Origin of the sequence: Paenibacillus kyungheensis (assembly GCF_028606985.1) — a bacterium.
Taxonomy (GTDB): domain Bacteria; phylum Bacillota; class Bacilli; order Paenibacillales; family Paenibacillaceae; genus Saccharibacillus; species Saccharibacillus kyungheensis.
Genome location: NZ_CP117416.1, coordinates 237,257 through 263,769, shown reverse-complemented (window position 1 = coordinate 263,769; position 26,513 = coordinate 237,257). Strand labels below are relative to the sequence as shown.

The 26,513-nt window shown below is 40.0% G+C and carries 18 protein-coding genes; 6 read left to right on the top strand and 12 right to left on the bottom strand.

Annotation, left to right across the window (positions count from 1 at the left end; translation table 11 throughout):
* Positions 1-73: 73 nt before the first annotated feature.
* The 3 genes from PQ456_RS01125 to PQ456_RS01115 are packed head-to-tail and all read right to left on the bottom strand — an operon-like array spanning position 74 to position 5,345.
* Positions 74-3,169 carry an efflux RND transporter permease subunit gene (locus tag PQ456_RS01125; RefSeq protein ID WP_273614466.1) on the bottom strand — a complete coding sequence of 1,032 codons (3,096 nt, stop codon included), beginning with the start codon at positions 3,167-3,169 and terminating at the stop codon, positions 74-76.
* A 1-nt stretch (position 3,170) separates the two neighbouring features.
* The gene (locus PQ456_RS01120) at positions 3,171-4,646 is read right to left on the bottom strand and encodes an efflux RND transporter periplasmic adaptor subunit (RefSeq protein WP_273614465.1); all 1,476 of its coding nucleotides are present in this window, start codon (positions 4,644-4,646) and stop codon (positions 3,171-3,173) included.
* A 30-nt stretch (positions 4,647-4,676) separates the two neighbouring features.
* Complete coding sequence (locus PQ456_RS01115) at positions 4,677-5,345, bottom strand: TetR/AcrR family transcriptional regulator (protein ID WP_273614464.1); 669 nt, start codon at positions 5,343-5,345, stop codon at positions 4,677-4,679.
* 199 nt (positions 5,346-5,544) lie between these two features.
* Between PQ456_RS01115 and PQ456_RS01110 the strand changes: the two genes are divergently transcribed.
* Positions 5,545-7,173: a tetratricopeptide repeat protein gene (locus PQ456_RS01110; protein WP_273614463.1), complete on the top strand. Its 1,629-nt coding sequence runs from the start codon at positions 5,545-5,547 to the stop codon at positions 7,171-7,173.
* 178 nt (positions 7,174-7,351) lie between these two features.
* Here PQ456_RS01110 and PQ456_RS01105 read toward each other — a convergent pair whose 3' ends face one another.
* The 3 genes from PQ456_RS01105 to melA form a co-directional block, all read right to left on the bottom strand.
* Positions 7,352-9,757 carry an arabinan endo-1,5-alpha-L-arabinosidase AbnB gene (locus tag PQ456_RS01105; RefSeq protein WP_273614462.1) on the bottom strand — a complete coding sequence of 802 codons (2,406 nt, stop codon included), beginning with the start codon at positions 9,755-9,757 and terminating at the stop codon, positions 7,352-7,354.
* 286 nt (positions 9,758-10,043) lie between these two features.
* Complete coding sequence (locus PQ456_RS01100; RefSeq protein WP_273614461.1) at positions 10,044-11,084, bottom strand: C40 family peptidase; 1,041 nt, start codon at positions 11,082-11,084, stop codon at positions 10,044-10,046.
* Between the two features lie 105 nt (positions 11,085-11,189).
* Positions 11,190-12,488 (bottom strand): alpha-glucosidase/alpha-galactosidase, encoded by a 1,299-nt coding sequence (gene melA, locus PQ456_RS01095; protein WP_273614460.1) that lies wholly within the window; start codon positions 12,486-12,488, stop codon positions 11,190-11,192.
* Between the two features lie 200 nt (positions 12,489-12,688).
* On the opposite strand from melA, the gene PQ456_RS01090 reads away from it, so the two are divergent.
* Positions 12,689-13,528: an AraC family transcriptional regulator gene (locus tag PQ456_RS01090; protein ID WP_273614459.1), complete on the top strand. Its 840-nt coding sequence runs from the start codon at positions 12,689-12,691 to the stop codon at positions 13,526-13,528.
* A gap of 15 nt (positions 13,529-13,543) precedes the next feature.
* Here the strand turns inward: PQ456_RS01090 and PQ456_RS01085 are convergent, their stop codons facing one another.
* Complete coding sequence (locus PQ456_RS01085) at positions 13,544-14,326, bottom strand: helix-turn-helix transcriptional regulator (protein WP_273614458.1); 783 nt, start codon at positions 14,324-14,326, stop codon at positions 13,544-13,546.
* Between the two features lie 293 nt (positions 14,327-14,619).
* On the opposite strand from PQ456_RS01085, the gene pyk reads away from it, so the two are divergent.
* Positions 14,620-16,035, top strand: a complete 1,416-nt coding sequence (gene pyk / locus PQ456_RS01080) for a pyruvate kinase (protein ID WP_273614457.1) — start codon at positions 14,620-14,622, stop codon at positions 16,033-16,035.
* Positions 16,036-16,219: 184 nt separating this feature from the next.
* Positions 16,220-16,738 carry a hypothetical protein gene (locus PQ456_RS01075; RefSeq protein ID WP_273614456.1) on the top strand — a complete coding sequence of 173 codons (519 nt, stop codon included), beginning with the start codon at positions 16,220-16,222 and terminating at the stop codon, positions 16,736-16,738.
* A 98-nt stretch (positions 16,739-16,836) separates the two neighbouring features.
* On the opposite strand, the gene PQ456_RS01070 is transcribed toward PQ456_RS01075, so the two are convergent.
* The gene (locus PQ456_RS01070) at positions 16,837-18,348 is read right to left on the bottom strand and encodes a methyl-accepting chemotaxis protein (protein ID WP_420540656.1); all 1,512 of its coding nucleotides are present in this window, start codon (positions 18,346-18,348) and stop codon (positions 16,837-16,839) included.
* Positions 18,349-18,645: 297 nt separating this feature from the next.
* On the opposite strand from PQ456_RS01070, the gene PQ456_RS01065 reads away from it, so the two are divergent.
* The gene (locus PQ456_RS01065; RefSeq protein ID WP_273614454.1) at positions 18,646-18,978 is read left to right on the top strand and encodes an MGMT family protein; all 333 of its coding nucleotides are present in this window, start codon (positions 18,646-18,648) and stop codon (positions 18,976-18,978) included.
* A 2-nt stretch (positions 18,979-18,980) separates the two neighbouring features.
* Here PQ456_RS01065 and PQ456_RS01060 read toward each other — a convergent pair whose 3' ends face one another.
* A complete protein-coding gene (locus tag PQ456_RS01060) occupies positions 18,981-19,769 on the bottom strand; it encodes an SDR family oxidoreductase (protein ID WP_273614453.1) in 789 nt (262 codons plus the stop codon).
* A 450-nt stretch (positions 19,770-20,219) separates the two neighbouring features.
* Between PQ456_RS01060 and PQ456_RS01055 the strand changes: the two genes are divergently transcribed.
* Complete coding sequence (locus tag PQ456_RS01055; protein ID WP_273614452.1) at positions 20,220-21,320, top strand: HD-GYP domain-containing protein; 1,101 nt, start codon at positions 20,220-20,222, stop codon at positions 21,318-21,320.
* A 50-nt stretch (positions 21,321-21,370) separates the two neighbouring features.
* Here the strand turns inward: PQ456_RS01055 and PQ456_RS01050 are convergent, their stop codons facing one another.
* The 3 genes from PQ456_RS01050 to PQ456_RS01040 all read right to left on the bottom strand — a co-directional run bounded on the left by PQ456_RS01050 (position 21,371) and on the right by PQ456_RS01040 (position 26,170).
* Positions 21,371-24,847, bottom strand: coding sequence for a DEAD/DEAH box helicase (locus PQ456_RS01050; protein WP_273614451.1), 3,477 nt, complete (start codon positions 24,845-24,847; stop codon positions 21,371-21,373).
* 31 nt (positions 24,848-24,878) lie between these two features.
* Entirely contained in the window at positions 24,879-25,430 is a 552-nt protein-coding gene (locus tag PQ456_RS01045) for an MOSC domain-containing protein (RefSeq protein WP_273614450.1), read from the bottom strand.
* Positions 25,431-25,552: 122 nt separating this feature from the next.
* Complete coding sequence (locus tag PQ456_RS01040) at positions 25,553-26,170, bottom strand: VC0807 family protein (RefSeq protein WP_273614449.1); 618 nt, start codon at positions 26,168-26,170, stop codon at positions 25,553-25,555.
* Positions 26,171-26,513 lie beyond the last annotated feature (343 nt).

Genomic DNA, 26,513 nt, shown 5'->3' with positions numbered 1-26,513 from the left:
TTTATCTTTTTGCAAATAATGATACAACAAAAGACGCTCCTCAGAGCGCCTTATGATCTAATCTATGCTATTTTTACACTTTAGTTTCTTTTGCTAACTTGCGTTGCTTTCTTTTCTCTTGTGAGCGAACAAGTACCATATAGAGCGAAGGTACGACTAACAGAGTTAATACAGTCGAGAATAATAGTCCGAAAATAATCGCGATCGCAAGCGGTCGGAACAATAGTTCACCAACAGTCGCCATTGGGATCAAAGCCACAATCGCTGCCAGAGATGTTAATAAAATCGGGCGGAATCTTGCCGAAGCAGCTAAAATAATGGCTTCTTTCAATTCGTTGCCTTCTTTACGCGCATCTTCGATAAATTCGATAAGCACAATCCCGTTCCGTACGACAATCCCTGCTAATGAAATTACACCCATCATCGACATAAATCCGATCGGTGTTCGAGTAATAAATAACCCTAGTACTCCACCTGCCGCAGCTAGATACACAGTCGTCATAATGATTACCGGAATCCAAAGCGAATAAAATTGCATCGTAATTAGAATAATAATCAACATAATAACGACGATAAATAATTTACCGAGATCGACGAAAATATCACTTTGTTTGGATGTTTCTCCACCTGTTTCCCATTTGTATCCATCCGGGAACGATACACTTGCCATTTTAGTTTGCACATCGCCCATCACTTCTGTAGCGGTACGACCGGATACATCCGCTTCGATCGTATTCACTCGTTCCAGATTATAATGATTGATTTGCTTGATCGAGAAGGATGGCTTCATCTCTCCGATCTGTGAAAGGGGAACCTGTACACCGGCTTCATTGGTTACATTGGCTTGCCGGAATAGTGTCTCTGCATTGAGTTGGTTAGAATCTTTCATATAGATTTTCATATCTATTAATTCTTTACCGGTATCAAAGTCGCCTATTTTGACTCCTGTACCCATCATCAATAACGTTTGGGTAAGGTTTTTGTACGTGACTTGATATTGATCCATCGCCGCTTGATTAACTACAAAATCGAGCGAATAACTTTCGATCCCCATCGTATCGGTGACATTGGTAGCTCCATTCGTAGACGCGACTACACTTTTCACCTGATCGGTAAGTTTGCGAATTTCAGCCAAGTCATTACCTGATATACGAATAGAAACAGGCTTACCTACTGGAATCCCAAGCTCTGTCATACTCACTGAAGTCGTCACCGCAGGGAAATCTTTTTTCAATGCTGCTGCCCATTGGGTAGAAGCGGTAGCGACATTTAACTTGTCTTTATCCCCAGTTAATACAACAGCTCCTTGATTCGTTCCATAACTATCTACACTTGTAATATTTGAAAATAAAGGTGCTGCGGTTCCGCCAGCAGAAGAAGATACTTTGGTAACACCGGGTTGTTTTTTCACCCATGCTGCCATTTGCTCTATAGTATCGTTCGTTTCTTCGATCGATGTTCCTGAAGGCATCTTCACACTGATCGTCAGCTCTGCATTGTCTGATTTGGGGAACAATTCTACAGGCGTGAATAATACCAATACATATGCTAATGTGCTAAATAACAGCCCTAAAATAGCAACAAATACAGGACGTTTCAAAATATTTGGCATCACGCGATGCGCATAGACATTGGTTGCTCCTTGAATCTGTTTGCCCAGTAATCCCGAAGGCTTGTCACTACGTGTTGCTTTGCCCTTTTTCAATTGACGGGTCTCGTACCATTCACGAAAAATAGGAATAATCGTTAACGACATGACCATGGATGCTAACATCGCTAAAGAAATAATAACAGGAATAGGACGGATAAATTCTCCTATATCGCCTGTTAACAATAGCAATGGAGCAAATGCTGCAATCGTTGCTAACGTAGCTGTCAGAATCGAGATAGCGACTTCTTTCGTTCCTTTGATTGCAGCTTCACTTGGACTTTCTCCATGACTTAATCGCCGTTCAATATTATCATTGACGACTACCGCATCATCCACCAGTATACCGAGTACAATAATCAATCCGACAACTGTCATCTGATTGAGCGTAATCCCCATCGAAGGCAATAGAATCATAGCGATTGCTATCGAGACTGGAATCGCCAGTGCGACAAATAATGAAGTCAGCATATTCAAGCCCAGCATACAGATCACGACAACTACAGCAATCGCAATCAAAGTCTCTTCGGTTAATGCATGGAAAATGCGATCTGTTTCATCTTTTTGTGCAAATAACGAAGTGATTTTGACATTAGCAGGTAATGTTTTTTGCAGTTCGGTCATTTTGGCATTTACACGTTCATACATCGTAGGTACGTCGGAACCGACTTCACTGCTAATTTTAATCGCTATCGAAGGCACGCCATTATAATAAGAAAGATATTCAGCTTTGGCATGACTCATTTGTACATTCGCTACATCTTCTAGATATACAGGAACTTTGGTATCTGAACGATACACTACGATTTTTTTGAGTTTATTCACATCATAACTAAGCGGCACATTCAATTCATAACTTCGTTTGCCATTATCAATCGTTCCTGTAGGCACTCGATCATTAGACGATTGGATCGCTTGTAAAATACTTTCCCAGGCAATGCCATACTGTTGTAATTTATTCATATCGGCATCGATTCGTACTTGTTGCTCAGGAATCCCATCAATCACTACATCGGTAACGCCTTCTACCGAACGCAATTGATCTTCCCATGTATGCATTAAGTCGTTCAATGCCCAGATATCTTGCGTAGATTTGCCATATAGAGCAAACGATTGAACAAACGATTTGGTTAAATTGTCGTTGACGATTGGCTTATCTGCATCGTCAGGTAGATCAGCTTCTACATCTTGAATTTTTTTGCGCAAATCATTCCAGACTGTCTGAGCATCAGCATCCGGTTGCGTCTCAATAATAATTGAAGAGATACCTGCACTTGATGTAGACGTAACGGTTTTGAGATTAGGTACTTCTTTGATTTTTTGTTCTAAGACTTTGGTAACTGTCTGCTCCACCAGATCAGGATTAGCCCCTGCATAGACTGTTGTCACCATCGCTTGCTTGACCACTACATCAGGCATTAACTGCTTTGGTAATTGAAGTCCACTGGCTACCCCTACAATAATAAGTACAATAAAGAACAACAACGTAATTTTGCGCTTTTTGACGATATAATTAATCATGTTATTGCCCCTTCTGTACTTGCAACGCATCGCCATCCATCAGACGATCTGCACCACTACTGACAATCTGATCACCTACTTGTAGACCAGACTTGATCTCATACTGATTATTGTATAATTCACCGATCTGAACAGTCTTTTTGACTGCTTTTCCTTTTTGATTTACAAATACATAAGGTTTATTCGATGTGCTCACTACAGCAGAAGCAGGTACAGCGATGCCGGTTCGTCCTGTAGCTTGCTCTGAAGCTTTGACTACTTGACCGGGTTTCCAATCTTGTTGCGGATTATTGATTACCACTTCTGCATTGATAGATCCTGTATTTTTATTGGTTGCTGGATATAATTTTTTGACAATACCACTACGTAATTGATCGTATAGATTAATACTGACTTTTTGACCCACTTTCCAGTTTTTCAATTCTTGATCTGCAATCGGTAATAACACTTTAAGCTGGTTCACTTTGCCGATCGTAAATACAGAAGTACCTGCGGAGATCGTCTGTCCACTTGAAATCTCTTTTTCCAAAATCACACCACTAACCGATGATCTGAGTGTAGTTCTCGATAGATTAAGAGAAGCTTCTTTTTGCGCTACGATCGCTTGTTGATAGCTCGCTTGGGCTTGTTCTACTCCAGCTTGGGCTTGTGCAATACCTGCTTGCGCTTGCTCTACCTCTGCATTTGCTTGCTCTATACCTGTTTGAGCAGACTGTACACCTGCTTGCGCTTCTTTCACTGCTGAGGCTGCACTCGCACGATCAGACTGGCTTGCTCCTTCTACCAATAATGATAATTGTTGCTTTGCATCATTTAGACTTTCTTGAGCTACTTGCATTGCTGTCTGTGCTTGCTCATATTCTTGCTTGGTTAACAATCCATTTTGATATAAAGTAGACGCTCGATCTGCTTCCGCTTTATTTTGATTATATGTTGTCTGTGCCTTGTTAACCGCATTAATTGCTTGATTCTTCTGTTGAGAACGCGCTCCATCTGTTACGCCACGCTCTGCTGCGCGAGCACTGTCGACTTTGGCATTTGCCGCTGCTACACTTGCCGCTGCTGATTGCTTGGAAGCTTGCGCTTTGCTTAGTCCACCTTGAGCACTTTTTAGTTGTGCTTGTGCACTGGATACACTTGCTTGTGCTTGATCGACTGCTTGCTGAGCATTGCTTACTTTTAACTGAAGATCAGCAGGATCGAGAGTAGCCAGTACATCTCCTTGCTTCACAGCATCGCCTACACTGCCATTAACTGCTTCTACTGTACCAGCAATTTTGAAAGAAACCGGATATTCATCAGATGCCGCTAATGTTCCAGATAGATCATACGTTGTATCTAAAGGTACTTTTTTAACAGTTGTTAATTCAACGGTTGCTTGCGCTTCACTTTGCGCTTGGCTATCTACTGTAGAACAAGCGCTCAAAATAGTCATCATTAAGACTATGCACAAAGCAGATAAACTGCGTATCTTCATTCTCATCTGCTCCTTATCATCTCAAAATCATTATAAAATAAATCGCTTAATCTGTTCCAAAATCTCTTCTGCTGATAAAGGGTCTCCGAACTTCTCCCACTCAAATACAAGTGCTTCATACATACGGCATAATAAAAATGCTGTTAATAATTTGTCGGGTACTTTGATCAAATTCGCTTGTTCTGCTTTTTCCAAACGGCTGGCTATAATATGAATCGTTTCACAATTGATTTCTTCCAGCGCATTTTTGGAAGCTTCTGTCGCGTATTCAATCGCTTCTTGTTCTAACTTACCTAACAACTCATGATCTTTGCGGAACTGCATACACCCCTGTATTGTATGATGAAGCTTTTCATGAATCGTTCCTTCGATCGCCATGTTATCGTCTATCGTCTGAGCCAGATCATCATTCACATTTTGAATAATCGCTTTTAAAATATCTTCTTTGGTCTCAAAAAAGAGATAGATAGCGCCTTTGCTAATACCTGCTGTTTTGGCAATATGCTCTACGGTTGTTCCTTTATATCCAAACAAAGAAAAAACCTGTTTGGCTGCTTTTAAAATTTTTAAACGTCTCTCATCTACATATATTTCTTCCATCATGATATCCTCCAGTGATCCAAAAATGAATAGCGGCACCATTTGTTGCAAACAAGAATCTTCTTCCAAATGGTGGTTCTGGTTTAGTATATCATTCATTGGCTTTACCTCCATGACCAAAAAACCAATTTAGTTTTCTGGTCAAATCATATTATGAATTGATAGCAATGTCAAATAGAAAGATCTGTTTTTTCGACAATTTTTGTTGTTCGAGATTCTTTTTTCGTATATGATATGGAAAACTTTATTATATAATTATTGTATTTCCTAAATTTGAAAATACTAAGGGATGTTGCAGATGAATCATAACCTTCTGGTCTGGAGTACACCTGATCTATGGAATCCGATATGGATCGTTATTGGGATAGGTATTGTTTTTGCGGTGATCACTCTTGTGATCTATGCTATGCGAGGGATACGGAAGCTTGTTCGTTTTGTACGAATACAATTGCAAGCGGTTCACAATCTTCATCTGTATCAGGATGTTGGGCAACAGTTAGATCGTATTCGTAAATTAGAGTATAGCGATGATCAGCTAGCACGTCTAAATACACTTATTGCTCAGACGACCGATCGTCATCTGCTGGCAAGAATACATATTGTACGTGCAGAAGTATATGAACAAATCCACCAGCCTGCAATGGCGATCAAAGATTATCAACAAGCGATTCGGAATCATCCTGAAAATGATACTGCTTATTTCGCACGTGCTTTACTGTATGAAAAAGATCAAAAATGGGATTTAGCTTTGCGTAGTTACCATCAGGCGATCGATCGTTATCCTGCACATCTAGATGCGTATTACCATTGTTGTCAGATTTATTTTGTGCAGAAAGATGTCTATCGTTCACTGGAATATGCTAATACGATAGTGGAACTTCAGCCTGATGCACATGCTTATTACAATCGTGGTGTCGCTTATGCAAGAGTTGATGACTATACTCAAGCCGTTGCTGATTACGAGAAAACGATTGAACTGGATGCTAATTATGCTAATGCTTATGTGAATCTAGGCATTTATTATGGAAAAATAGACAATAAAGATCTAGCACTACAGTATTATCAATTAGCAGTGGAATGTGGCGATTATAATATTGATATGCATTACAACCGGGCACTCTTATATATCGATCTACAAGAATATGCGTTAGCGCTTGAAGATTTGAATATCTATATCGCTTTGGAGCAACATTATGGTGATGCGTATTATAATCGGGGTTGGATTTACAACGAAGTGTATGAACGTTCTGATCTAGCATTGGAAGATTATACACGCTCGATCGAATTACAACCGAACCAAGCACGAGCTTATAACAATAGAGGATTGATTTATCTGGGTCGACAACAATATGATCTGGCGATTCAAGATTACAATATAGCGATTTCGTTCTATCCTGATACATCCAAATACTATGTCAGTCGTGGATGGGCTTATCAATGCCAGCAAGAAGATGAACTTGCGCTACATGACTATGCCAGAGCATTAGAACTGGATGAACGCAATTCACAAGCCTATATTAACCGGATTGCGCTGTACAAAGCCAAAGGGTATCGTTCATGGGTGATTCACGATTATCATCGCTTAATGGAAATAGAACCGGAAGCCGTCTGGATTTATTTTGACTGTAGTTGGTATTGCCTAGAAAACAATGATTATGAATTAACTATCCAATATCTCGATCAAGCTGTTGCTATTGATCCTACCCATGCTTTATCGTACAACAATCGCGGGTATGCTTATCAACGGCTCAAAGATTATGATGCAGCTCTAGCTGATTACAGTAAAGCTATAGAATGTGATCCCGATACAAACGCATTATACTATCGCAATCGTAGTTATATTTACGATTTTCAAGGAGAAACAGACAAAGCCAAACAAGATTGGCATAAAGCTGATCAGATTGAACAACATCTACATCTTGTCTAATCATGTCATGGTTATACTCGATGATACTATTTTGTTATAGCGTGTACTCAAACAAACAGCGCCGAGCCTACAAAGCACTCGACGCTGTTTGTTTTGGGATAAAGATTGTATATCGATTTAACTTACTGCTGATTGTACTCCATCTCTTTGTATCCTTAGATGTTGTAAGTTGTACTTTTTATTTGGCTAATACTTGAATTTCTGCTTCGCTTAATGCTTTATTATAAACTCGCACTTCATCCATCATCCCTTTAAAGTACGCATCTGCTGCAAATCGGCTTTTGCCTAAATAAGCTTCGCGTGTCATCAAATCACTTGGATTAAATGTCATGTTGTCATTGGTCGCAGATAACTTTCCATTTACATATAACTTTCCTGTATTTCCTTCAATCGTAACAGCTACATGCACCCATTGATGAAGCGGAAGCGGTGTTGAAGTGATTAGATTCTGGTCGGTATTTTGCTGATGAATAGTGAACTGCATCCCTGTCCCTTGAGAAGGTGTCAAAAACATAAAGCTATTCATGCCATCGCCAAAATCCAAAATACGTTGCCATGCAGCTCCGCCTTGCCAGTTCACCCAACCTGCAAACGTAAAGTCTTGTCCATCCGTCACTGTACCCGGCAATTGTACATATCCGTCCGCTCCATTCAGTGCTACGGCTCCACCTTGTACACCTGCGGTGCTCCAACTGGCTCCATGATGAAGTGTTCCGTCATAATGATTATAAGTGTTGTCTTGTACAGTTGTACCTGATGTCTGGTTAAAATCATACTGACCTAACAAAGGCCCACGCCCTTGTTCTAGCACAGTCACTTTAAAATTTTTGTTCTTTTTTGCATCGCCTTTGGTGATTGTTGCAATCATCGTCACTTTGGCATTGCCTTTGCCTGCTTCAGGACGTTTGATCACACCTTTGTCTGAAATGATATCTGGCTTGGACGATTTCCATGTGATCTGCGTGTTATGCGTACCTTTATCAGGTAGATCAAGATTATAGAACACAGCGCTAATATCCCCGAGATCCAGATCTTTGTCCACAGCGGATACGAATTGCTTGTCTTTTCTGGGTGCCATCTGGCTACCCCACACACCTATACCACTTTCCGATAATGCTGTGAGTGTCAGCGTTGTATCACCTGATTGCGGGTTTGTCTCGTGGAGGAAGACACCATTATATTCCACACCATCTATATTGATTTGTACGTTATGATCATCTTGTAATGTCCATGTACCTTGTACTGCCCCTGTAATCTTACCGTTATCTTGTAACTCAACAGATACCGATGAATGTACATTGGCGCTGATTTCTTTATCCTGTGTAATCCATTGATATTCACCTGCAATATCGCTAGCTTTGACTGGTGAAGCAACATTTTGTTCGCCTGCATAACGGTAAGGAGCAACAACAGGCCAACCTTTATCATTCATAAACATCTCGTGCACACGCACTTCATGTTCTTCCCCACGATCTACAAATCGAGAATGAAAAATAAGAAAATACTTGCCTGTTTGCTTATCATAATAAGCAGAGTTATGCCCTGGAGAGACTGCATTAGCTCCAACGCCTTGACCTGGATCACCAATTTCACGTTCAAACTGATAATTCCCCATAATCTTCACACCATAAGGTGCTATCGAAGCATCATCAAATAATGGCTTGGAAGGATCAGCTTGTACATTGGTCATATCATTACCTTGCGCATCGTAAAAAGGGCCATCTGGATTGTGAGAACGAGCAATCCGCACATTGTAGCCACCGAATGAATCCAGTCCGCCAAACGATAAAAATAAATAGTAATAATCTGTCTCAGGGCTATACAGCATATACGGCCCTTCAATACGACTGTGATTACCACCGATTAACTTTTTGCCATATCCTTGATCTGGAAGTGGCTTACCACTCACTGGATCTAATTGCAGAATAAAGATACCGCCAGAGTATGAACCATAGACCATCCATAACTTGCCTTCTTTATCGAAAAAGGTATCGGGATCGACAGCATTCGGATCTTTAGTTGCATCATAGATCGTACCGCCTGCTCCCGCTTCGCCCCACATCCCTGATTTGAGGAAAATACCTTGATCTTTGTAAGGCCCTTCGATATTATCCGAGACTGCTACACCGAGTGCAGAACGAGGAGAATCGCCTTTGCATGCGTTGTAATACATATAGAATTTACCGTCTGCTAACTGGATCACATCCGCAGCCCATAGTGTATCTGACTGTGCCCAATCAAACGTTTCTTTTAGTTCTTCTTTTACATTAGGAATCAACGGATTGCCGTTAGCTACACCGGAAGAAATCATTTGCCAGTTCATAAGATCGCTAGACTTGGCAGATGCTAAATGGGAGCCAAAAATATAAAACTCATCGCCTACACGAATCACAGACGGATCATGCACAGAAGCTTCCTGATACGTAGGCGCTATTTGTTTATTTGCGCTGTCACTTGTTGTACGTACCGACTCAGATGCTGATAGATGACTACCACTATCACTTGCCCATGTCGGCCCTACAGGTAAAAGCAGTGCAGCAGTTAATGCCAGTAGACTTGTTTTGGTCCACATATTTTTTGTCATTACTTGATCTCCTTTGTATAAAAAGATGTTTAATAGTTAATATATTTATTACCTCTTATGATGTAATCTACAATCATTTTTTTGTATATTTTCACTAATTAGAACGCTTACAAAGATAATATAGTGTATTTTTGATTATTTCAAGCCAAATATTTATTTATATGTAATTAATTAATATTTATATGAATTATATTATTTTATATTTTTATACTGATTGAAAACAAAAGAACTCTATACCTCATACAAGGCATAGAGTTCTAACTAATCTTTTATTTTAAGCAATATGTTAATCAAGGTATCTACGAGCACCTGCAAATTCTTTAGCATATGCACTGGTATGGATAGAAATGATTTCTACTGTTTTCCCTGCTTTGGGTGAGTGCATCATTTGTCCATTGCCGATATACATAGAGACATGATGAACACTGCCTTTACCATTATTTGTAGCGAAAAACATAAGGTCACCTGGTTGTAACTGGTTCCAGCTTACTGCTGTACCTTCTTTGATCTGTGCAGATGCATCACGAGGTAAAGCAATACCATAATAACCATATACTGTTGATGTAAATCCAGAGCAATCGAATCCATACGCAGATATGCCTGCCCACAGATAAGGCAATCCTAGAAATTGCTTACCTGTCGCTACCAGATCAGCACCGGTAGGCTTCGCTATATCCTGTAATGAATCGTATAACACTAGATCTGATTGTTTCATCCATGCTTTATTCTCATTAGGTGTCCAGACTTGAATCCAATTGCCAGCTTGCGCAATCACTGGAAAACGTGTGTTAAAGCTAACTTCTACACTTTTGGTGGTTTGATCTGCTTTGTAGACATAAGCTGTTTTTGCACTCACAATCGCTATCGGACATTTGCTATAATCCATAGTACTTAATGTGCTTACCTGTGCTTTAGGCAACCAGCCAGGATAGCCGTATTTGCTTTTCGGTGTGGATTGTCCGACTACAGCAACTTGCGCCCATTCGCCTTTTACTTGCAACATACGTACTTCTTGACCATATAAAGCTTGAGTTTCTGTTTTGCCTGTTAACCATCTGCGTTGCGTGACAGAAGACATTGCGGATGTCCACTTTTTCATATCGACCGGATTGGATAATGAAGGTGCGTCTATCGCACGTTCCAGACCTGGTTGTTTCCACAGCGTAGCTACAGAGACATTAATATAATGTTTGCGGACTTTGGTAGTAGCCGAGCATAGGTCTGTAGATGATGTAGATGTTGCACTGGCTCCGTACACTGTCGGAATTAGACCTATATATAGTAGTAACACGCTGAGCAACGACAACGACCAAGATTTTTTACTCATCATTTGTAATATCTCCTGTGTTCTTAAAAGTGATGTTAGCATCCATCATACCATGCCTGTTCACACTAGGAGTACCACTTTACCTATATTTCTGTTTACCTTTTTTTAGCTATACTGAGGCAACCAATCTCCATGTGCTTCAATCAATTCATCACACAGCGCTACAATATCGTCTATCGAAAACTCGGCAGATGTATGAGGATCAAGCATAGCTGCATGATAAATATGTTCCTTTTTACCTGTAATCGCTGCTTCAATTGTCAACAACTGCGTGTTAATACTCGTACGATTCAGTGCAGCTAATTGTGGTGGAAGATGACCTGCGTACGTAGGCGTAACTCCTGAAGCATCCACCAGACAAGGCACTTCAACACATGCTTCAGTCGGCAAATTCGGAATCAGACCGGTATTCATTACATTAGCTCCAATTTTATAAGGTGTATTGGTCTCGATCGCTTCTAAAATATAAGAAGCATATTCCAGACTACGTGTATGCTGAATATGTTCACTTGCAAATAGCTGTTCTTTCATATCATTCCACCCTTTGATCTGCTCTACACAACGGCGTGGATATTCATCTAATGGAATATTGAACTTTTCGATCAGTTCAGGATATTGACGTTTGATAAAATACGGATGATATTCTGCATTGTGTTCAGAAGACTCGGTCACATAATACCCAAATCTCAACATCAACTCAAAACGCACCATATCATCATGTTTGGTTTTTTGCTTTTCAGCGGCAAGTCGTTTGATCTCAGGATACAAGTCTACTCCATCTCGCGTGACTTCTAATAGCCATGCCATATGATTAATACCTGCAATTTTCGCTTGAATACCTGTTTGATCTATACCCAGCGCATCAAATAAGTTCGGAATACATTGCTGTACACTATGGCATAATCCCACAGTCTGAATGCCTCCGTAAGTGTTCATCACATTTGTTAATACCGCCATTGGATTCGTATAATTCAAAAATAGAGCATCCGGACAGACTTCACGCATATCTTGTGCAAATTCAAGCATCACCGGAATTGTACGCAGATTACGGAAAATCCCTCCAATACCTAATGTATCTGCTATCGTTTGGCGCAAACCGTACTTTGTAGGGATGTCAAAATCCGTTATTGTACATGGATCGTATCCACCCACTTGAATCGCATTAATCACATATTTTGCTCCACGTAATGCTTCTTTGCGATCGGTATACGTTACTATATTACATGTACTTCCTACTGTGTTTTTGATACTGGTTAATAGATTTTCGGACTCTTGTAGTCGGTTCACATCAATATCGTATAAAGCCAGTTCGAATCCTTGTAGTGCAGGTGTAAGCATTACATCACCTAATACGTTTTTGACAAATACTGTACTTCCTGCACCGATAAACGTAATTTTAGACATCGTGATCACTCCTCCATAGGTATCCCTTATTAGACTGCTTTGATACAGTTAACTATAGAGGTAAGCGCTTTATAAAAACATAGAGTAAACGATCATAAACATGGCATAATCCCATTTTATATTTATATCTCTAAAGGATGTATGTACGATATACTAATGATATATAGATAGAGATTGTGTTGTGGAAAGGAATCGATATTATGTTGCTTCACCATTTACCGTATACGCATTACACGCATTCCGTATCTTATCCGCCGATGGATTTGAATTTATTATTTTTCGGAACAGAACAATGTACAGCAAGCCATGCGTGGGGGCCAGGAGTTAGGGATTCATATATTCTTCATTATATCCATAGCGGATCAGGTGTTTTGCGTATTCAGGACAAAGAATATTCTCTTACAGCAGGACAGGGATTTTTGATTTTTCCCGATACTATTATGAATTATGAAGCCGATGCTGATGATCCGTGGGTCTATACGTGGATAGGATTCAAAGGAATCAACGCCAAATCATTAATGCAGCGCGCACATCTTACCCTCGATCATCCTGTATACGATAGTCAGGGTAGAGCATGGTTCCAGCATTTCTATGATCAACTGTTAGCGGCTTACAATGAACCAGGCGAAGATGTCTATGCGCAAGGTATGTTGTATCAGTTAATCTATGAATTGATCGCTTGTGCTCCAGTATCGACTACCCCTATACGGGTCACGCCTTCGAGAGAACGTTATCTGCAACAAGCGATAGAATATATCGAAAACAGTTATAGTCAAAAGATCAGTGTACTGGATATTGCTGCGGCTGTCGGTCTGGATCGTACGTATTTATCAGGGCTTTTCAAAGCAGAATTAGGCGTATCTCTGCAACAATTTATGATCGAATATCGTATGAAACGAGCGTTAGAATTACTTCATCATAGTCAGTTATCGATCAGCGATATTTCTCGTTCGGTCGGGTATACCGATCCTTTTCTTTTTTCTAAAATGTTCAAAAAAGTGATCGGTCAATCGCCCAAGCAGACTCGTGAACGATTGTAGTTGGTCGTATTTGATTTACAAGATCGGTGGACGATCATGCATCAATTCAGAAGGAACAGTACCCATCATCCGCTTGAATACACGATAAAAGTAAGACAGATCACGATAACCCAAAAATTCTGCAATTTCAGCAATCGTTAATTGAGATTCGGTTAGCATATATACAGCACGCTTCATCCGCTGATGATGTACATAGTCACTGATCGTCTGGTTGGTGACACTTTTGAATAGGTTAGCGGCATAATTCGGCGTTCGCTCAATCACTTCGCCTAATTGTTCTTTGGTAATCCGGTGGTTATAATTACGTTGAATATAATGCTTCATCATATCGACCAATTGATGCTTATCGCCACTGATTAGCTTTTGATCATATTCCCGGCTAATCTCAATTAACAACTGCATTAACAACGTTTCAGTCATCAACTCATAATATGGAGTATGTTCTGTCCATTGCAAAATAATCATTTTCAATTTCTCATGAATGAGATCATAACAGCCCAGTTTGAGCCTTAATGGCTCGGGCTGATGCAAAATCGATAAATCTAGATCCGGTTGCTCTACTCGAAAATAAATCACTAATTTGGTATGCATCATCGTTGGAATACTTTTGCCATAATAAGCAAGATGAGCTGGAATCAGTAGCATTTCGCCTTTTTCCATAATCTGCTTCTGCTCATTCACCCAATATACACATTTGCCATAAGTCACCAGACTGAGACAATAGATCTGTCCTGTTAAATGATCTTTTTCGTACCAATTCACTGTGTGATGCTCCTGTACATCAACAATCTTTAACATTTCTGACTTTCCTCCTTTATTGCACGTCTACTCCGCTCATATGACTATTTCCGACATCCTTTTTTATACTTTTAGTGTACTATAGTCTAATCATTGTACTATAGTTCATAGCATACTGTGTGTATTACAGTTACAATAATTTATGAAAAGTGTTTTTTCGCATATAGAAATACGCCAATATGCATTATGATTTTCGTACAGTTAAGTATATTAAACGCAATCGTTAATCTATTTTATTGTGCGAAAATCATTCCAATGTAAACTAAATAAAATCGCTTCTAGGAGGATAACCAATGCTTAGAACTAAAATTATCTGTACGATGGGACCTGCTTGTGATTCTGTAGAAATGTTAAAAGAAATGATCAAAGCGGGCATGACAGTAGCTCGTCTAAATATGGCTCATGGTGAGTTAGAAGATCATGTAATGCGTATCCAGAATGTACGTCAAGCTGCGGCTGAATTAAATACATTTGTACCGATTATGATGGATATCAAAGGACCTGAAGTCCGTATTGGTAAATTAAGAGAAGCTTCCTGTGAATTACGTGCAGGTGGACAATTAATTTTGACTACAGAAGAAATTCTAGGTGATGCTGAACGTATCGGCGTAAACTATGCTGAATTAAATGAAGTCGTTAAAGCAGGCGACCGCATTCTGATCGACGATGGTCTGGTAGACCTGAATGTACGTGAAATCAGAGGCAACGATATCTTCTGCGATATTATTAGCGGTGGTACACTCAAGCCTCGTAAAGGTGTAAACTTACCAGGAATTCATACAACATTGCCAGGAGTAACAGAACGCGATGTTATGCATATCCATTTCGGATTAGAACAAAAAATCGAAATGATCGCTGCTTCTTTCGTTCGTAAAGGCGACGATATTCGCGAAATTCGTGGCATTCTAGCTGAAAACAATGCAGAACATGTACAAATCTATTCTAAAATCGAAAACCAAGAAGGTATGACTAACTTGAACGATATTATCGTCGCTTCTGACGGTATTATGGTTGCTCGTGGTGATCTTGGGGTAGAAGTTCCGATTCAAGACGTACCGATGATGCAAAAAGAAATGATCGATAAATGTAACCTTGCAGGTAAACCTGTTATCGTTGCTACACATATGCTTGAATCGATGCAAGTGAATCCTCGTCCAACTCGTTCAGAAGTAAGTGACGTAGCGAATGCGGTATTGCAAGGCGCAGATGTAGTGATGTTGTCTGGTGAATCCGCAGCAGGTAAATATCCTGTACAATCCGTTCAAACGATGGCGGCTGTTGCACAACGCGCTGAGACGATGATCGATTACTACGAGCAATTTTCTAAAAAAAGAGCTGAACACTCTACTAATATTACCGAAGTCATCAGCCAGAGTGCTGTAAGTGCTTCGCTTGAACTAGCGGCTAAAGCGATCATTATCTCGACCGAGAGTGGATTTACCGCTCGTATGATCTCCAAATACCGCCCACAAGCGCCGATCTTTGCAGTTACTCAACACGAATCAGTGATGGCGAAAGTATGTCTATTGTCCGGTGTTATCCCTGTTAAAGGCGATGCAGTAAGCACAACTGATGAAATGTTTGAATCGGCTACACGTAATGCCATCAACACAGGCTATATCAACAAAGGCGATGTAATCGTATTATCTGCTGGCGTACCGATTGGACAGTCTGGTAATACGAACTTACTGAAAGTTCAACAAGTGTAATTTAATTTTAAAATGATTTGAATAAATAGCAAAAAGACCTGTATCCCGATACTTTGTGAAAAGTAGGCGGTGTACAGGTCTTTTTTTGTTTGAGCATCTATAAGTTTGAGTCATAATATAAATAATTAGATGCAGTGTGTACTTTTTCAGATGAAATTCGTCTATATCTATTAGAAAGGATGTGTTGATTATACACAAAATGAAATGTATGCTCGCTATGTTAACTTTTACTGTTAGTTTGCTATCTGCTTGTGGGAACGAACCATTAGTATCACAACCATCTTCAATGCCAAAAGCGACCAGTGAAACTGCACCAGCGACTTCTGACAATAGTAATGATGCAACAAAGCAGTCAAAAGCATCAAGTAGCGATGAAATTAATTGGGATAAAGTGAACGATCCACTAATAGATGATCCAATGAGCAACAAGTTAAAAAAAGCAATTGATGCGATAGTATCTAAAGATATAGAACAATTTCATCAATCTATAGATACAGGTATGGGTACCGCTCATGACTATCTGCTCGACAATACAATGACATTCACACATATTGATACGGCATTGAAAGAAGGAAAACGTGTCCTTGTCCCTGTACACGGTCAACTAACCGTTGCAGGAGATACAGCAGAAAAGGAAGCAGTATATACATTCTATTTTGAAAAAGATCCACAAGATCAATGGAAGATTATTATGATCGACTAATATAAGCATATATAGAAATAAAAAAAGAGCACTCTATAGAGCGCTCTTTTTCGTAGTTCATTTTATATAGACTGTATTCCAAAACTTTTAGTCTACTATTAAATTTGTTTCGCAAAATCAACAAGCGACTCTGCCATATGATTAATCTCGTCCATCGAAGCATTCACCTGTTGTGTTAATGCTGCTTGAGTCTGGGTCATCGTTGTCATATTGCCGATATGCTCTAGAATCTGTTCGATTAGCTCTTTCATATCGCTTAGACTGGTTTCGATATTCTCCGTTGCAGAAGCACTGTTTACAGCTAACTTACGGACTTCATCGGCAACTACTGCAAATCCCATACCCAATTCGCCTGCGCGTGCGGCTTCGATTGCTGCATTCAATCCTAGTAGATTCGTTTGGTTAGCAATTTCACGAATAAAGGTAGAAATGTTTTTGGTTTCATCTGCACTGTTTTTCGCTTCATTTGCCGCTTCTGTTGATTTCTCTTGAGCCGAAGCGACTTCTTGTGCTTGTTCAGATACCGATGCCATAGCGGTTGTCATTTCACTGATCGACTGAGACAATTGTTGCATACGGCTATTCATGCCTTCTACAACAACATCTTTATTTTTTTCAAATGTAATATCACGAATCGTTCCAGCTACACGTACCGGTAATCCTTTGCTATCTCGAACTGTAGCTCCACCTGCATGATACCAGCGGTATTCTCCATTTTTCAATTGTAGACGGTAATCGATAGCGAACGGAGTCTGTCCGGTATGATCGTTCAAGTGAGCAGCAAAAGCATTCAAGGAATATTCTTTATCTTCTGGATGTAGACGATCGCTCCAACTGCTTAATACGTTAGGGAAGTCTTTCTCATCTTGGAAGCCCAGTGTTGAACGAAATTGTGGTGACCACCAGAAGGCATTATTAGGGTTAACTGGATCGCCTGCAATGACTTCCATATCCCATGGTGCTTCGATCAATGCTTTGTTGATCAGATCATAACGCGTAACAAGTGCTTGCAACTCTTGTTCTTTTAACTTTTTGTCATGAATATCAAATAGTGCTCCTGCTACACGTAAAGGCACACCTTGACGATCACGAATCGTTGTACCTGTAGCTTTGAACCAACGATATTGTCCATTTTTTAATTTGAGGCGATATTCGATATCATAAGGAGTACGACCGGAGTGATCTAGTAAATGCGTGGCAAAAGCATCTAATACAAATTGTTGCTCATCGGGATGAAGTAGAGAAGCCCAGCTATCTAACACATTCGGAAAATCACTTTCGTCACGATAACCGATCATATGACGGAACTCATCAGTCCAGGTAAATTTATTATTCGGATTCACCGGATCACCAGCAACTACATTCATATCCCATAATCCAACTTGAATCGCTTCAGTGACTAGATCCAAACGTAGTGAAATATCTTGCTTTTGATCGTACAATAATGCAAAGGCATTATTCATATGTTTGACTAATTCTTGTACTTCTGGGGAAGCATCTTTAACATTTAATTGAGGTAACTCTTTTTGTTGTTGAATTTGGGTGATAACGTTTTGACTGGCTTCAATAACTGATTGTAACGAAAGGCTTGTTTTTCTAGGGGAAAATATAGACATTTTGTTGTCTCCTTCAATAATGCAAATTGTGTATTCAAAAATAACGTGCTTAATAAACGCTGTCTCTCATATGCTGTTACCTTTATTTCGTACATTTGACCTTCTTTTTGTATAAGACTTTATACCCAACATATCTTAAAATCAATCTTTTTATTATAAAAAAAGCTTATTTATTACATTTTTCGACATTAAATTAACAAAAAAATCGACTTTTTATAATATGTAGTCCTATAAAACTGATTTTTGCTTTTTATGTCTATGGTGCTAACAGAAAAAGATAGGAGAGGTATAATGCAACCATTTACTAAACATGTTATTCGAATTATTCAAGCTATTCCGTACGGAAAAGTAATGACTTATGGACAGATCGCCGCAGAAGCAGGAAGTCCGCGTGCTGCGAGACAGGTCGTGCGTGTGTTACATTCGATGAGTAAGAAGTATGATCTTCCGTGGCATAGAGTGGTCAATAGTAAAGGAGAGATCGCTATAGCAGACGATGAATCTCGTTTTCTTCAACAAATGCTACTTGAAGAAGAAGGTGTAGAATTCGGTATCCAGGCTATTATCGATCTCTCTATCTATCGGTATGAATACGTGGAATCTGAACATGTGGATGAAATGTAATCTTATAATGCCCGGATCGTTCCTCCATCGACGATCAGAGACTGTCCGGTTACATACGTATTGGCAAACGAACCGTAAAATACAACCATACGTGCAAATTCTTCCGGCGTTCCCATCCGTCCAAGTGGAATCTGTGCAGTAGCTTGTGCTTGCAATTGTTCTACAGATATCTGCTGATCTGCTGCACGCTTACTGTCTAATTCTAAGATTCGATCAGTCGCAATCCGTCCGGGTGCTACGGTATTGATCAATATTCCTTTGTGCCCGTATTCCGAAGATAATGTCTTGGTTAGTGCCTGAATACCCGCACGAAAAACATTTGATAAAATCAATCCATCGATAGGCTGTTTGACAGAAGAGGAAGCAATATTGACTATCCGTCCACCACCATCAGATTGTAGAGCTGGTAAAGCCGCACGAATCAGACGAATCGTACTGAGTAGATTTTGTTCAAATGCTTGTTGCCAGTGCTCGTCTTCCATATCTGTAAATGTTCCTCCTGGAGGCCCGCCAGCGTTGGTGACCAATACGTCTAACCGACTTGTGCGTTCGATTACTTGTGCTATAGCCGATTGGATCTGTGTAGCATCATTCACATCCATTTGTACAATGTCTACTGTTACCCCGGTTGCCGAAGCAATCTCTTGTTGAGCTTCTTGAAGCTGTTCGATATTCCGACTAGCAATCGTTACGCGGGCACCTTCTCTTGCAAATTCAAGCGCACTCGCTCTTCCCAATCCTTTACTAGCAGCAGCCACAAATACAGATTTATCCTGCAATCCTAATTCCATATCAAACCCTCCTAAAATTGTGTTATTGATTTCCATAATCTCTCTGGTTCATTTTGAAAAATCCCTATATAATTCATCTAGCTTAGTGAAAGGTCTTTATTTCAAATGTAAGACGTTTTTTTTAAGATTTCCCACAAATTTGCTCTCAGAATTTATTAAATAAGTATGAAGTGTCGATATAATGAATATACCCATTTTGCACGGAATCCGATGTGATTTTCTTTTACCAGTAATTGAAGATTACGTATCACTTATTGAAATCCTACCTATACAATATAGACACGAACCGAAATAACAGAAGCGAACTTTATCTATCCGGCTGGTTCGAAGGTTTTTTTACCATGTTTATAATGATTGTCGAACTATTCAATAAGGTGTTCTTATACGCCAATACTTAACAGTCTAAGTGGAATTGTTACCTTAAACTATAATAGATGGAAGTGACTACTATTGAGGTTGATACCTGTTACCTCCCTACAGCCGGGAATGCGATTAGCCAAAAAAATACACAATGATGAAGGAGTCGTACTCCTCGCTATAGACTCCGAATTAACAAGCGGTATTATTCGTAAATTACATAATCATGGTCTCGATTATGTGTACATTCAAGATGCAGATACTGAAGATATCGTAGTCAAAGATATTATTACTTCTGAGACTCGTCATAAAGCGTTACAAGAAATAAAGACCGGGTTCCGCAGTCTGATCGATCCTCAAGCCCAAAAAAAGAATTACCCTTTAATTGGACGTTCCTTCTCAGGAGTAGTGGATTCGATTCTAAATGATATCAGCTCAGATCCTGAAGTAATGATTATGTTATTGAATATCAATGCCAAAGATCAATATCTATACCATCATTCTTTAAATGTATGCATTTATACCCTTTTACTTGGCAAAGTACATGGATATTCTACAGAAGAACTGCATGTGCTTGGAATTGGTTCTTTGTTACACGATATTGGCAAAATCAAAATCCCTAATTCGATATTGTCCAAGCCAGAGCGATTAACCGATATGGAATACGAAGAAATTAAGCTACACACCGAATACGGGTACAAAATGTTAAAAGACGAGCCAGGCATTCCGCTACTGGCTGCCCACTGCGCTTATCAGCATCATGAACGATTGAACGGAAGTGGCTACCCGCGTGGTATTACCGAACCGGATATCCATGAATATGCGAAATGGATCGCGATTGCTGATTCATACGATGCATTGACCACAAGTCGTGTGTACCGCTCTGCCCTTTTGCCTCATCAAGCGCTCGAAGTCTTATATGCAGGATATGGCACGATGTATGATAAATATATGATGGAAGTTTTCAAAAGTCGGGTCGCTATCTATCCGATCGGTCTAACTGTCATTTTGAGCAATGGTCTCAAAGGTGTTGTTGTGCATATTCACAAATCGATTACTCAACGTCCTATTATTCGGATTCTATATAATGAAGCTGGTGAACGATTAGATTCACCTTATGATCTAGATCTACTTGCTCACCATTCTATCGTTATTGCAGGTGTAGAAGGTCTAAACACACATATGCACACGTAATCTACGCTTATAACTAAAGTTATACAGGCTTAACTATACAAAGAGATTCGTCAGATCATTAAGATCTGGCGAATCTCTTCTTCGGTTAACGCTGTTAACGCAGGTTGTTCGGTGCCTGCTTGAATCACTTCATCAATCAAATGCTTTTTGGTCTGTTGCAATTCGAACATTTTATCTTCTACAGTACCTTGCGCAATCAAGCGAATCACTTGCACCGTATTTTGCTGTCCGATGCGGTGAGCACGATCAGCCGCTTGTTCTTCTACTGCTGGATTCCACCATAGATCATATAATATTACCGTATCCGCTCCGGTCAGATTAAGCCCTGTTCCGCCTGCTTTGAGCGAAATTAAAAAGATATCACGCTCTCCTTGATTGTATCGATTACATAACTCTACTCGTTCCGCTACAGGGGTACTTCCATCTAGATTAAAGTAAGGAACTTGCGCTTGTTGGAGCTCCTGTCCGATAATTCCCAACATCTCGGTAAATTGAGAAAAGATCAACAATCGCTTGCCTGCATCCAGACTTTCTTCCACAATTTCTAACAGCTGTTCTAGCTTGGCTGATCCACCTTCATACTGCTGTACAAATAAAGCAGGATGACAGCACAATTGGCGTAGACGCGTAAGTCCTGCTAGAATTTTGATTTTATTTTGCGGTACAGCCTTGTCATTCAAATGCTTCAAAGCATCTTGTTGTAGTCTGGCTAGATAAGCAGCATACAGTTTTTTCTGCTCTGGCAATAATTCAGAGATCAGGATATGTTCTTGTTTGTCAGGCAATTCTTTGAGTACATCTTTTTTCAATCGTCTCAGTACAAATGGACGAATCCGCTTAGCAACCGTTTCGTTAGACAGATCAGCAAATGACTTTTTATCGCCTAATAGTTGCGGAAATACCACATGCATAATTGCCCATAATTCATAGATCGAATTTTCTATCGGTGTACCTGTTAATGCAAAACGATACTGCGCTTTGATCTGTTTGACCGCTTTTGCAACTTGAGTAAGATCATTTTTGAATGTCTGTGCTTCATCTAAGATCAACGTGTGAAAAGAAGATCGATACACTTGCTCTAGATCGCGACGCAATAATGGATAGGAAGTGATAATGACATCCACCGCAGGTCGATCACTCCCCTCGGGTTCTGACGACTGCTGTGGCAACGATTGATACCAGCGCCGATTACGCTCCGTTTTGCTTCCATCAATCAGACAAATATGAATCTCAGGAGCAAAGCGCCGAATCTCATGTTGCCAGTTATACATCAGTGAAGCTGGCGTTACGATCAATGCAGGCTGACCACTACGCCGGATATCAGACAACATAGAAGCTAGAAAAGTAATACTTTGTAGCGTTTTGCCAAGCCCCATATCGTCTGCCAGAATACCACCGAAGCCATAATGAGCCAGTGTTCTCATCCATTGATAACCATACTGCTGATAATCCCGCAAAATAGGCGCTAAATGTGCAGGTACATGCTCTTCACGTAGATCAGGGTTACGCATATTGTCTAACAACAAACGCAGCGACTTGCCGAACTGGACACTTTCGTTCGTTGACTCTTGATCTAGCCCTGCGAGTCCTTGAATGAGCGGCATCCGCATCACCAACTGTCCGGTCTGCTCTTCATTGGTTGTATGATCCAGCAGATCATGATCCAATGGCATAAACTTCGTCATACCCGTTTGCTGAATAAAAGCGATAATTTTGCGGAATTCTTGTTGTTCTAAAGGTAATAACGCTCCATTAGGTAGACGATGGTAGCGCCGTTGTTCACGTAGCGAATTGAGCACTTCTATAATCTGAGACTCTGCTATACCATCCAACTCCAAAGTCAATTCCAACCAATCATGACGCGGGTCTGTATTCACTTTTAATTTGGGTGCAGATAAAGGATTATATACTCTGGCCTTAACTGCTGAAGTCGCATACACTTCGACCCATTGTTCCAGACGAGGCAAAATATGATACAAAAATTCATATTCAGCATCTTCATCTGTCAAAAAATAACCGCCTTCGGTCTGTACAAAAGAACCTTCGTCCAACAACATCATAATCTCTTCTTCTTGCTTACCATCTCTTAATAAAATCTGCCCTTCTGGTAATGAAGGCACTTGTAGATCTAACGGATTGATAGTGACCTGCCCGTATTGAAATTCTAACCCTGCTAATAGCCGATCTCGCACACGATCCAGATACAATCGTGCTTGGAGCGGAGTACGTACAATATATTCAGAAACAGCGCGAGTCATATGAACCTGACCTAATGTCATCAATCCTGGAATCACTTGCTCGATAAAAGGCTCTAATTGCTCTTCTGGAATAGTCATCGTCTGATGAGTGCGATATTGCTCTGACGCTTGCAACATCGATTGAAGCTCACTCAGACGCTGACACTCGTTCTCAGGTACATGAATCAATTGACCATAAGAAATAACCGTTTCATACCATTCCAGTACAATAAGGTGCTCTAGCCCTTCTACATGCAATTCATATCGGGGTGGGGCGCTAAGAGATGTTGTATCTCTGCTACCCTTATTGGATTCTGGTTCATAACGATCCAGTTGAAATTGAATCGGCAACGATTCCTGACTTGGCATCACTGTACCCCATTGCTGACCGTTATATTCCAAAGCAGTGGATGATGCATGAGACAATTGCTCAAGCATTTCTTTCCAGTGTGAAGCTGGAATTAATACTAACCGCTGATGCTGTTGATGGTATCCAGCAATCGCACCTTGCGCTTCCCAGCTTCCGTATTGTTGTTCTTCTTGAATAATATCGAGCATATGCTGAATAAGACGATCATCTGTACGAGCAAAGCTATGTAGTTCAGGATCATATGTGAACGATTTGGAAAAATAATAACTTTCCCGCCGCTTCACATGCTCTAGAAATTCGATCAACTGCTGTACAATATAGACACGTTTGGGTCCAACTTTCATTTCGATGCCTATTCGGTATTGCCGATTACCGTAAGCAATAGGCTTGCAGATCCATTCTACTTGAAGAGTTGTTCGAGTCTCGAAATACGTTCGACTGCCACTAGGACGTTGCTTTTGATCGGCAAATAAAGAAAGCATATGCCGGGTTAATTGTAGTGCATCGTTGTGCTGTTGTTGTATCTGACGATTATCTTCTTGCGAAGTATCTACCTTTTGCTCTTCTTCAGCCAAAGACCGTTCAGGCTTCGCAGAGGACTCTACCAGAATAGGTACAATCCCTTGCTGTTGTGCATAATAGATATGAATTAAGACCGCCGCAATATGCTGACAATAATGATCATAAGAGGATAGCGAAGGGCAACTACACTGAGCATACACTTCCCCTTCTTCATCCACATTTATAGAAACCTGTTCAGTCAGCTTAGCTCTAATATTCACAATCGCTTGATACATCGAAGATTGCTGATCATATTGAATGAAGGATACTTTACCATTACGGTAATACGATTTCCCTTTCGCAAAAGCAGTCTTTCCACACCATAATTCGATCGTTGGCAAATGAAGTTCGGTACTCACGTTAGAATCCTCCTGTCTACAAATGTATTACTTAGGATAAATGAGCTGTGATAATCTGTACGGTATCGCCTTGATAAATCGTACCTTCCCGTTCTACGGAACAAACAATACCTCTTGATTTACGGGCAGCCGGTACAAATTTGGAACGTAATTTGGGAATATCATATACTTCTTCAATCACTTTCCCTGGAAAAATACAAGGCAGATTCTCCCCTTCACAGATCAGACCGGTTCCATCAGGAAAAATCAATCTCGCTCCTGCTGGCAAATATGTAAGTTGATCGAATCCACGTATCATAAGATTAGCCCCTAGCCATTCAGGTCTTACTTCAGGCAATTTCATACGTAATGCAATCTGCTCACAATCTTCATAAGACACAATACTAATCTGTCTGCGATTAGCAATCAGAGTGCCTTTTTTATATATTTTCTGTCTCGAATCAGCAGGGCGTAATAATCCATAATGACGATCGCCAGGAATACCTGCTAGCTCTACCGCAATCGAAGGTAATTCTCGAGTAATAAAGCTTTTGGGAGTATCTGCTATTAATACTTGTTGTACGGTGATGATCTGATCGGTCATTGAATTTCTCCTTTAGTATAGATACTTTAATCTCATTCTTGTTGTATATACAATGTGAATATCATAGAGGAAATACACATAAAAAAGAAGCCCTATCTTACAGGCTTCTATCCAGAAATGATCTAAGAAATAGATTGTTGCTGCTTCATGTTAACTGCTGCTTTACGGCGATAAAGGATAGTCGCACCAATAGCTGCACCGATAAAGCTATAAGATACGATACTCGATAATGCAAGCACCTGAATAACACTAAGTTCGTAGACCATCACTATTTTAGTACCAGCTTCTAGCACAAGTAGCACGCCCCAGATCAGTGTCATATTACGCATGACTTTGCGGAAATAAGCATATTGCCATTTTTGCTCAAAATCTGAAATGGTACTAAAGCGACTAGCTATATAATAAATAAGTGGCTTGCCCACCCATAATGAACCCAAAAATAAGATACCAACTACACCTGTAATCATTGATTCTCGCAAAAGAAGAAGCTTTTCACTACCTCCTAGCAATACCATCACCAATGAGAGCACAAAAGTTAGTAACATCAAACCTCCGAATACATCAATCTTCCGATGTCTGGCAAAATGAAATACATTATCAACCAAAGGAATTAACGTCGCAATCGATAATGCAGTTAGTCCTCCTACATACAGTGACAGCCATACATAGACTCCCCACGGAATAAGACCGTTAATAACCAGTGTAAATATGATATAACTACGCGTTGACATATTAAGCATGATGAACACTCCTTTGATTATATAATGTTAAAATATGCTACTACCCTCGTTCGTTCTCTACTTCATCTTGTAATTAAATCTTAACAGGATGACCAACAAATAAAATCTACCGCAAGGTTAGTGTTGAAGTATATCTCTAGATAGACAAAGGAGTAAGCAGCTGATTAAGAAGAAACCCATTTCATTATTGCCATGATATGAATTGCACCTTTTTTGCTCAAATTATTTAAAAAATACATCTTGAGTGAATAATTCGTAAATGATAATGCTCTTTAGCGTTAATTTTCATCAAAAAAGACTTCCCTAATCCAGAACATAATTGTTCGGAAAGGAAAGCCTTTAG

Coding starts and splice junctions, on each gene's coding strand:
- PQ456_RS01125 (WP_273614466.1), bottom strand. CDS start 3,169: ATGATTAATTATATCGTCAAAAAGCGCAAAATTACGTTGTTGTTCTTT.
- PQ456_RS01120 (WP_273614465.1), bottom strand. CDS start 4,646: ATGAAGATACGCAGTTTATCTGCTTTGTGCATAGTCTTAATGATGACT.
- PQ456_RS01115 (WP_273614464.1), bottom strand. CDS start 5,345: ATGAATGATATACTAAACCAGAACCACCATTTGGAAGAAGATTCTTGT.
- PQ456_RS01110 (WP_273614463.1), top strand. CDS start 5,545: ATGAATCATAACCTTCTGGTCTGGAGTACACCTGATCTATGGAATCCG.
- PQ456_RS01105 (WP_273614462.1), bottom strand. CDS start 9,757: ATGACAAAAAATATGTGGACCAAAACAAGTCTACTGGCATTAACTGCT.
- PQ456_RS01100 (WP_273614461.1), bottom strand. CDS start 11,084: ATGAGTAAAAAATCTTGGTCGTTGTCGTTGCTCAGCGTGTTACTACTA.
- melA (WP_273614460.1), bottom strand. CDS start 12,488: ATGTCTAAAATTACGTTTATCGGTGCAGGAAGTACAGTATTTGTCAAA.
- PQ456_RS01090 (WP_273614459.1), top strand. CDS start 12,689: ATGTTGCTTCACCATTTACCGTATACGCATTACACGCATTCCGTATCT.
- PQ456_RS01085 (WP_273614458.1), bottom strand. CDS start 14,326: ATGTTAAAGATTGTTGATGTACAGGAGCATCACACAGTGAATTGGTAC.
- pyk (WP_273614457.1), top strand. CDS start 14,620: ATGCTTAGAACTAAAATTATCTGTACGATGGGACCTGCTTGTGATTCT.
- PQ456_RS01065 (WP_273614454.1), top strand. CDS start 18,646: ATGCAACCATTTACTAAACATGTTATTCGAATTATTCAAGCTATTCCG.
- PQ456_RS01060 (WP_273614453.1), bottom strand. CDS start 19,769: ATGGAATTAGGATTGCAGGATAAATCTGTATTTGTGGCTGCTGCTAGT.
- PQ456_RS01045 (WP_273614450.1), bottom strand. CDS start 25,430: ATGACCGATCAGATCATCACCGTACAACAAGTATTAATAGCAGATACT.
- PQ456_RS01040 (WP_273614449.1), bottom strand. CDS start 26,170: ATGCTTAATATGTCAACGCGTAGTTATATCATATTTACACTGGTTATT.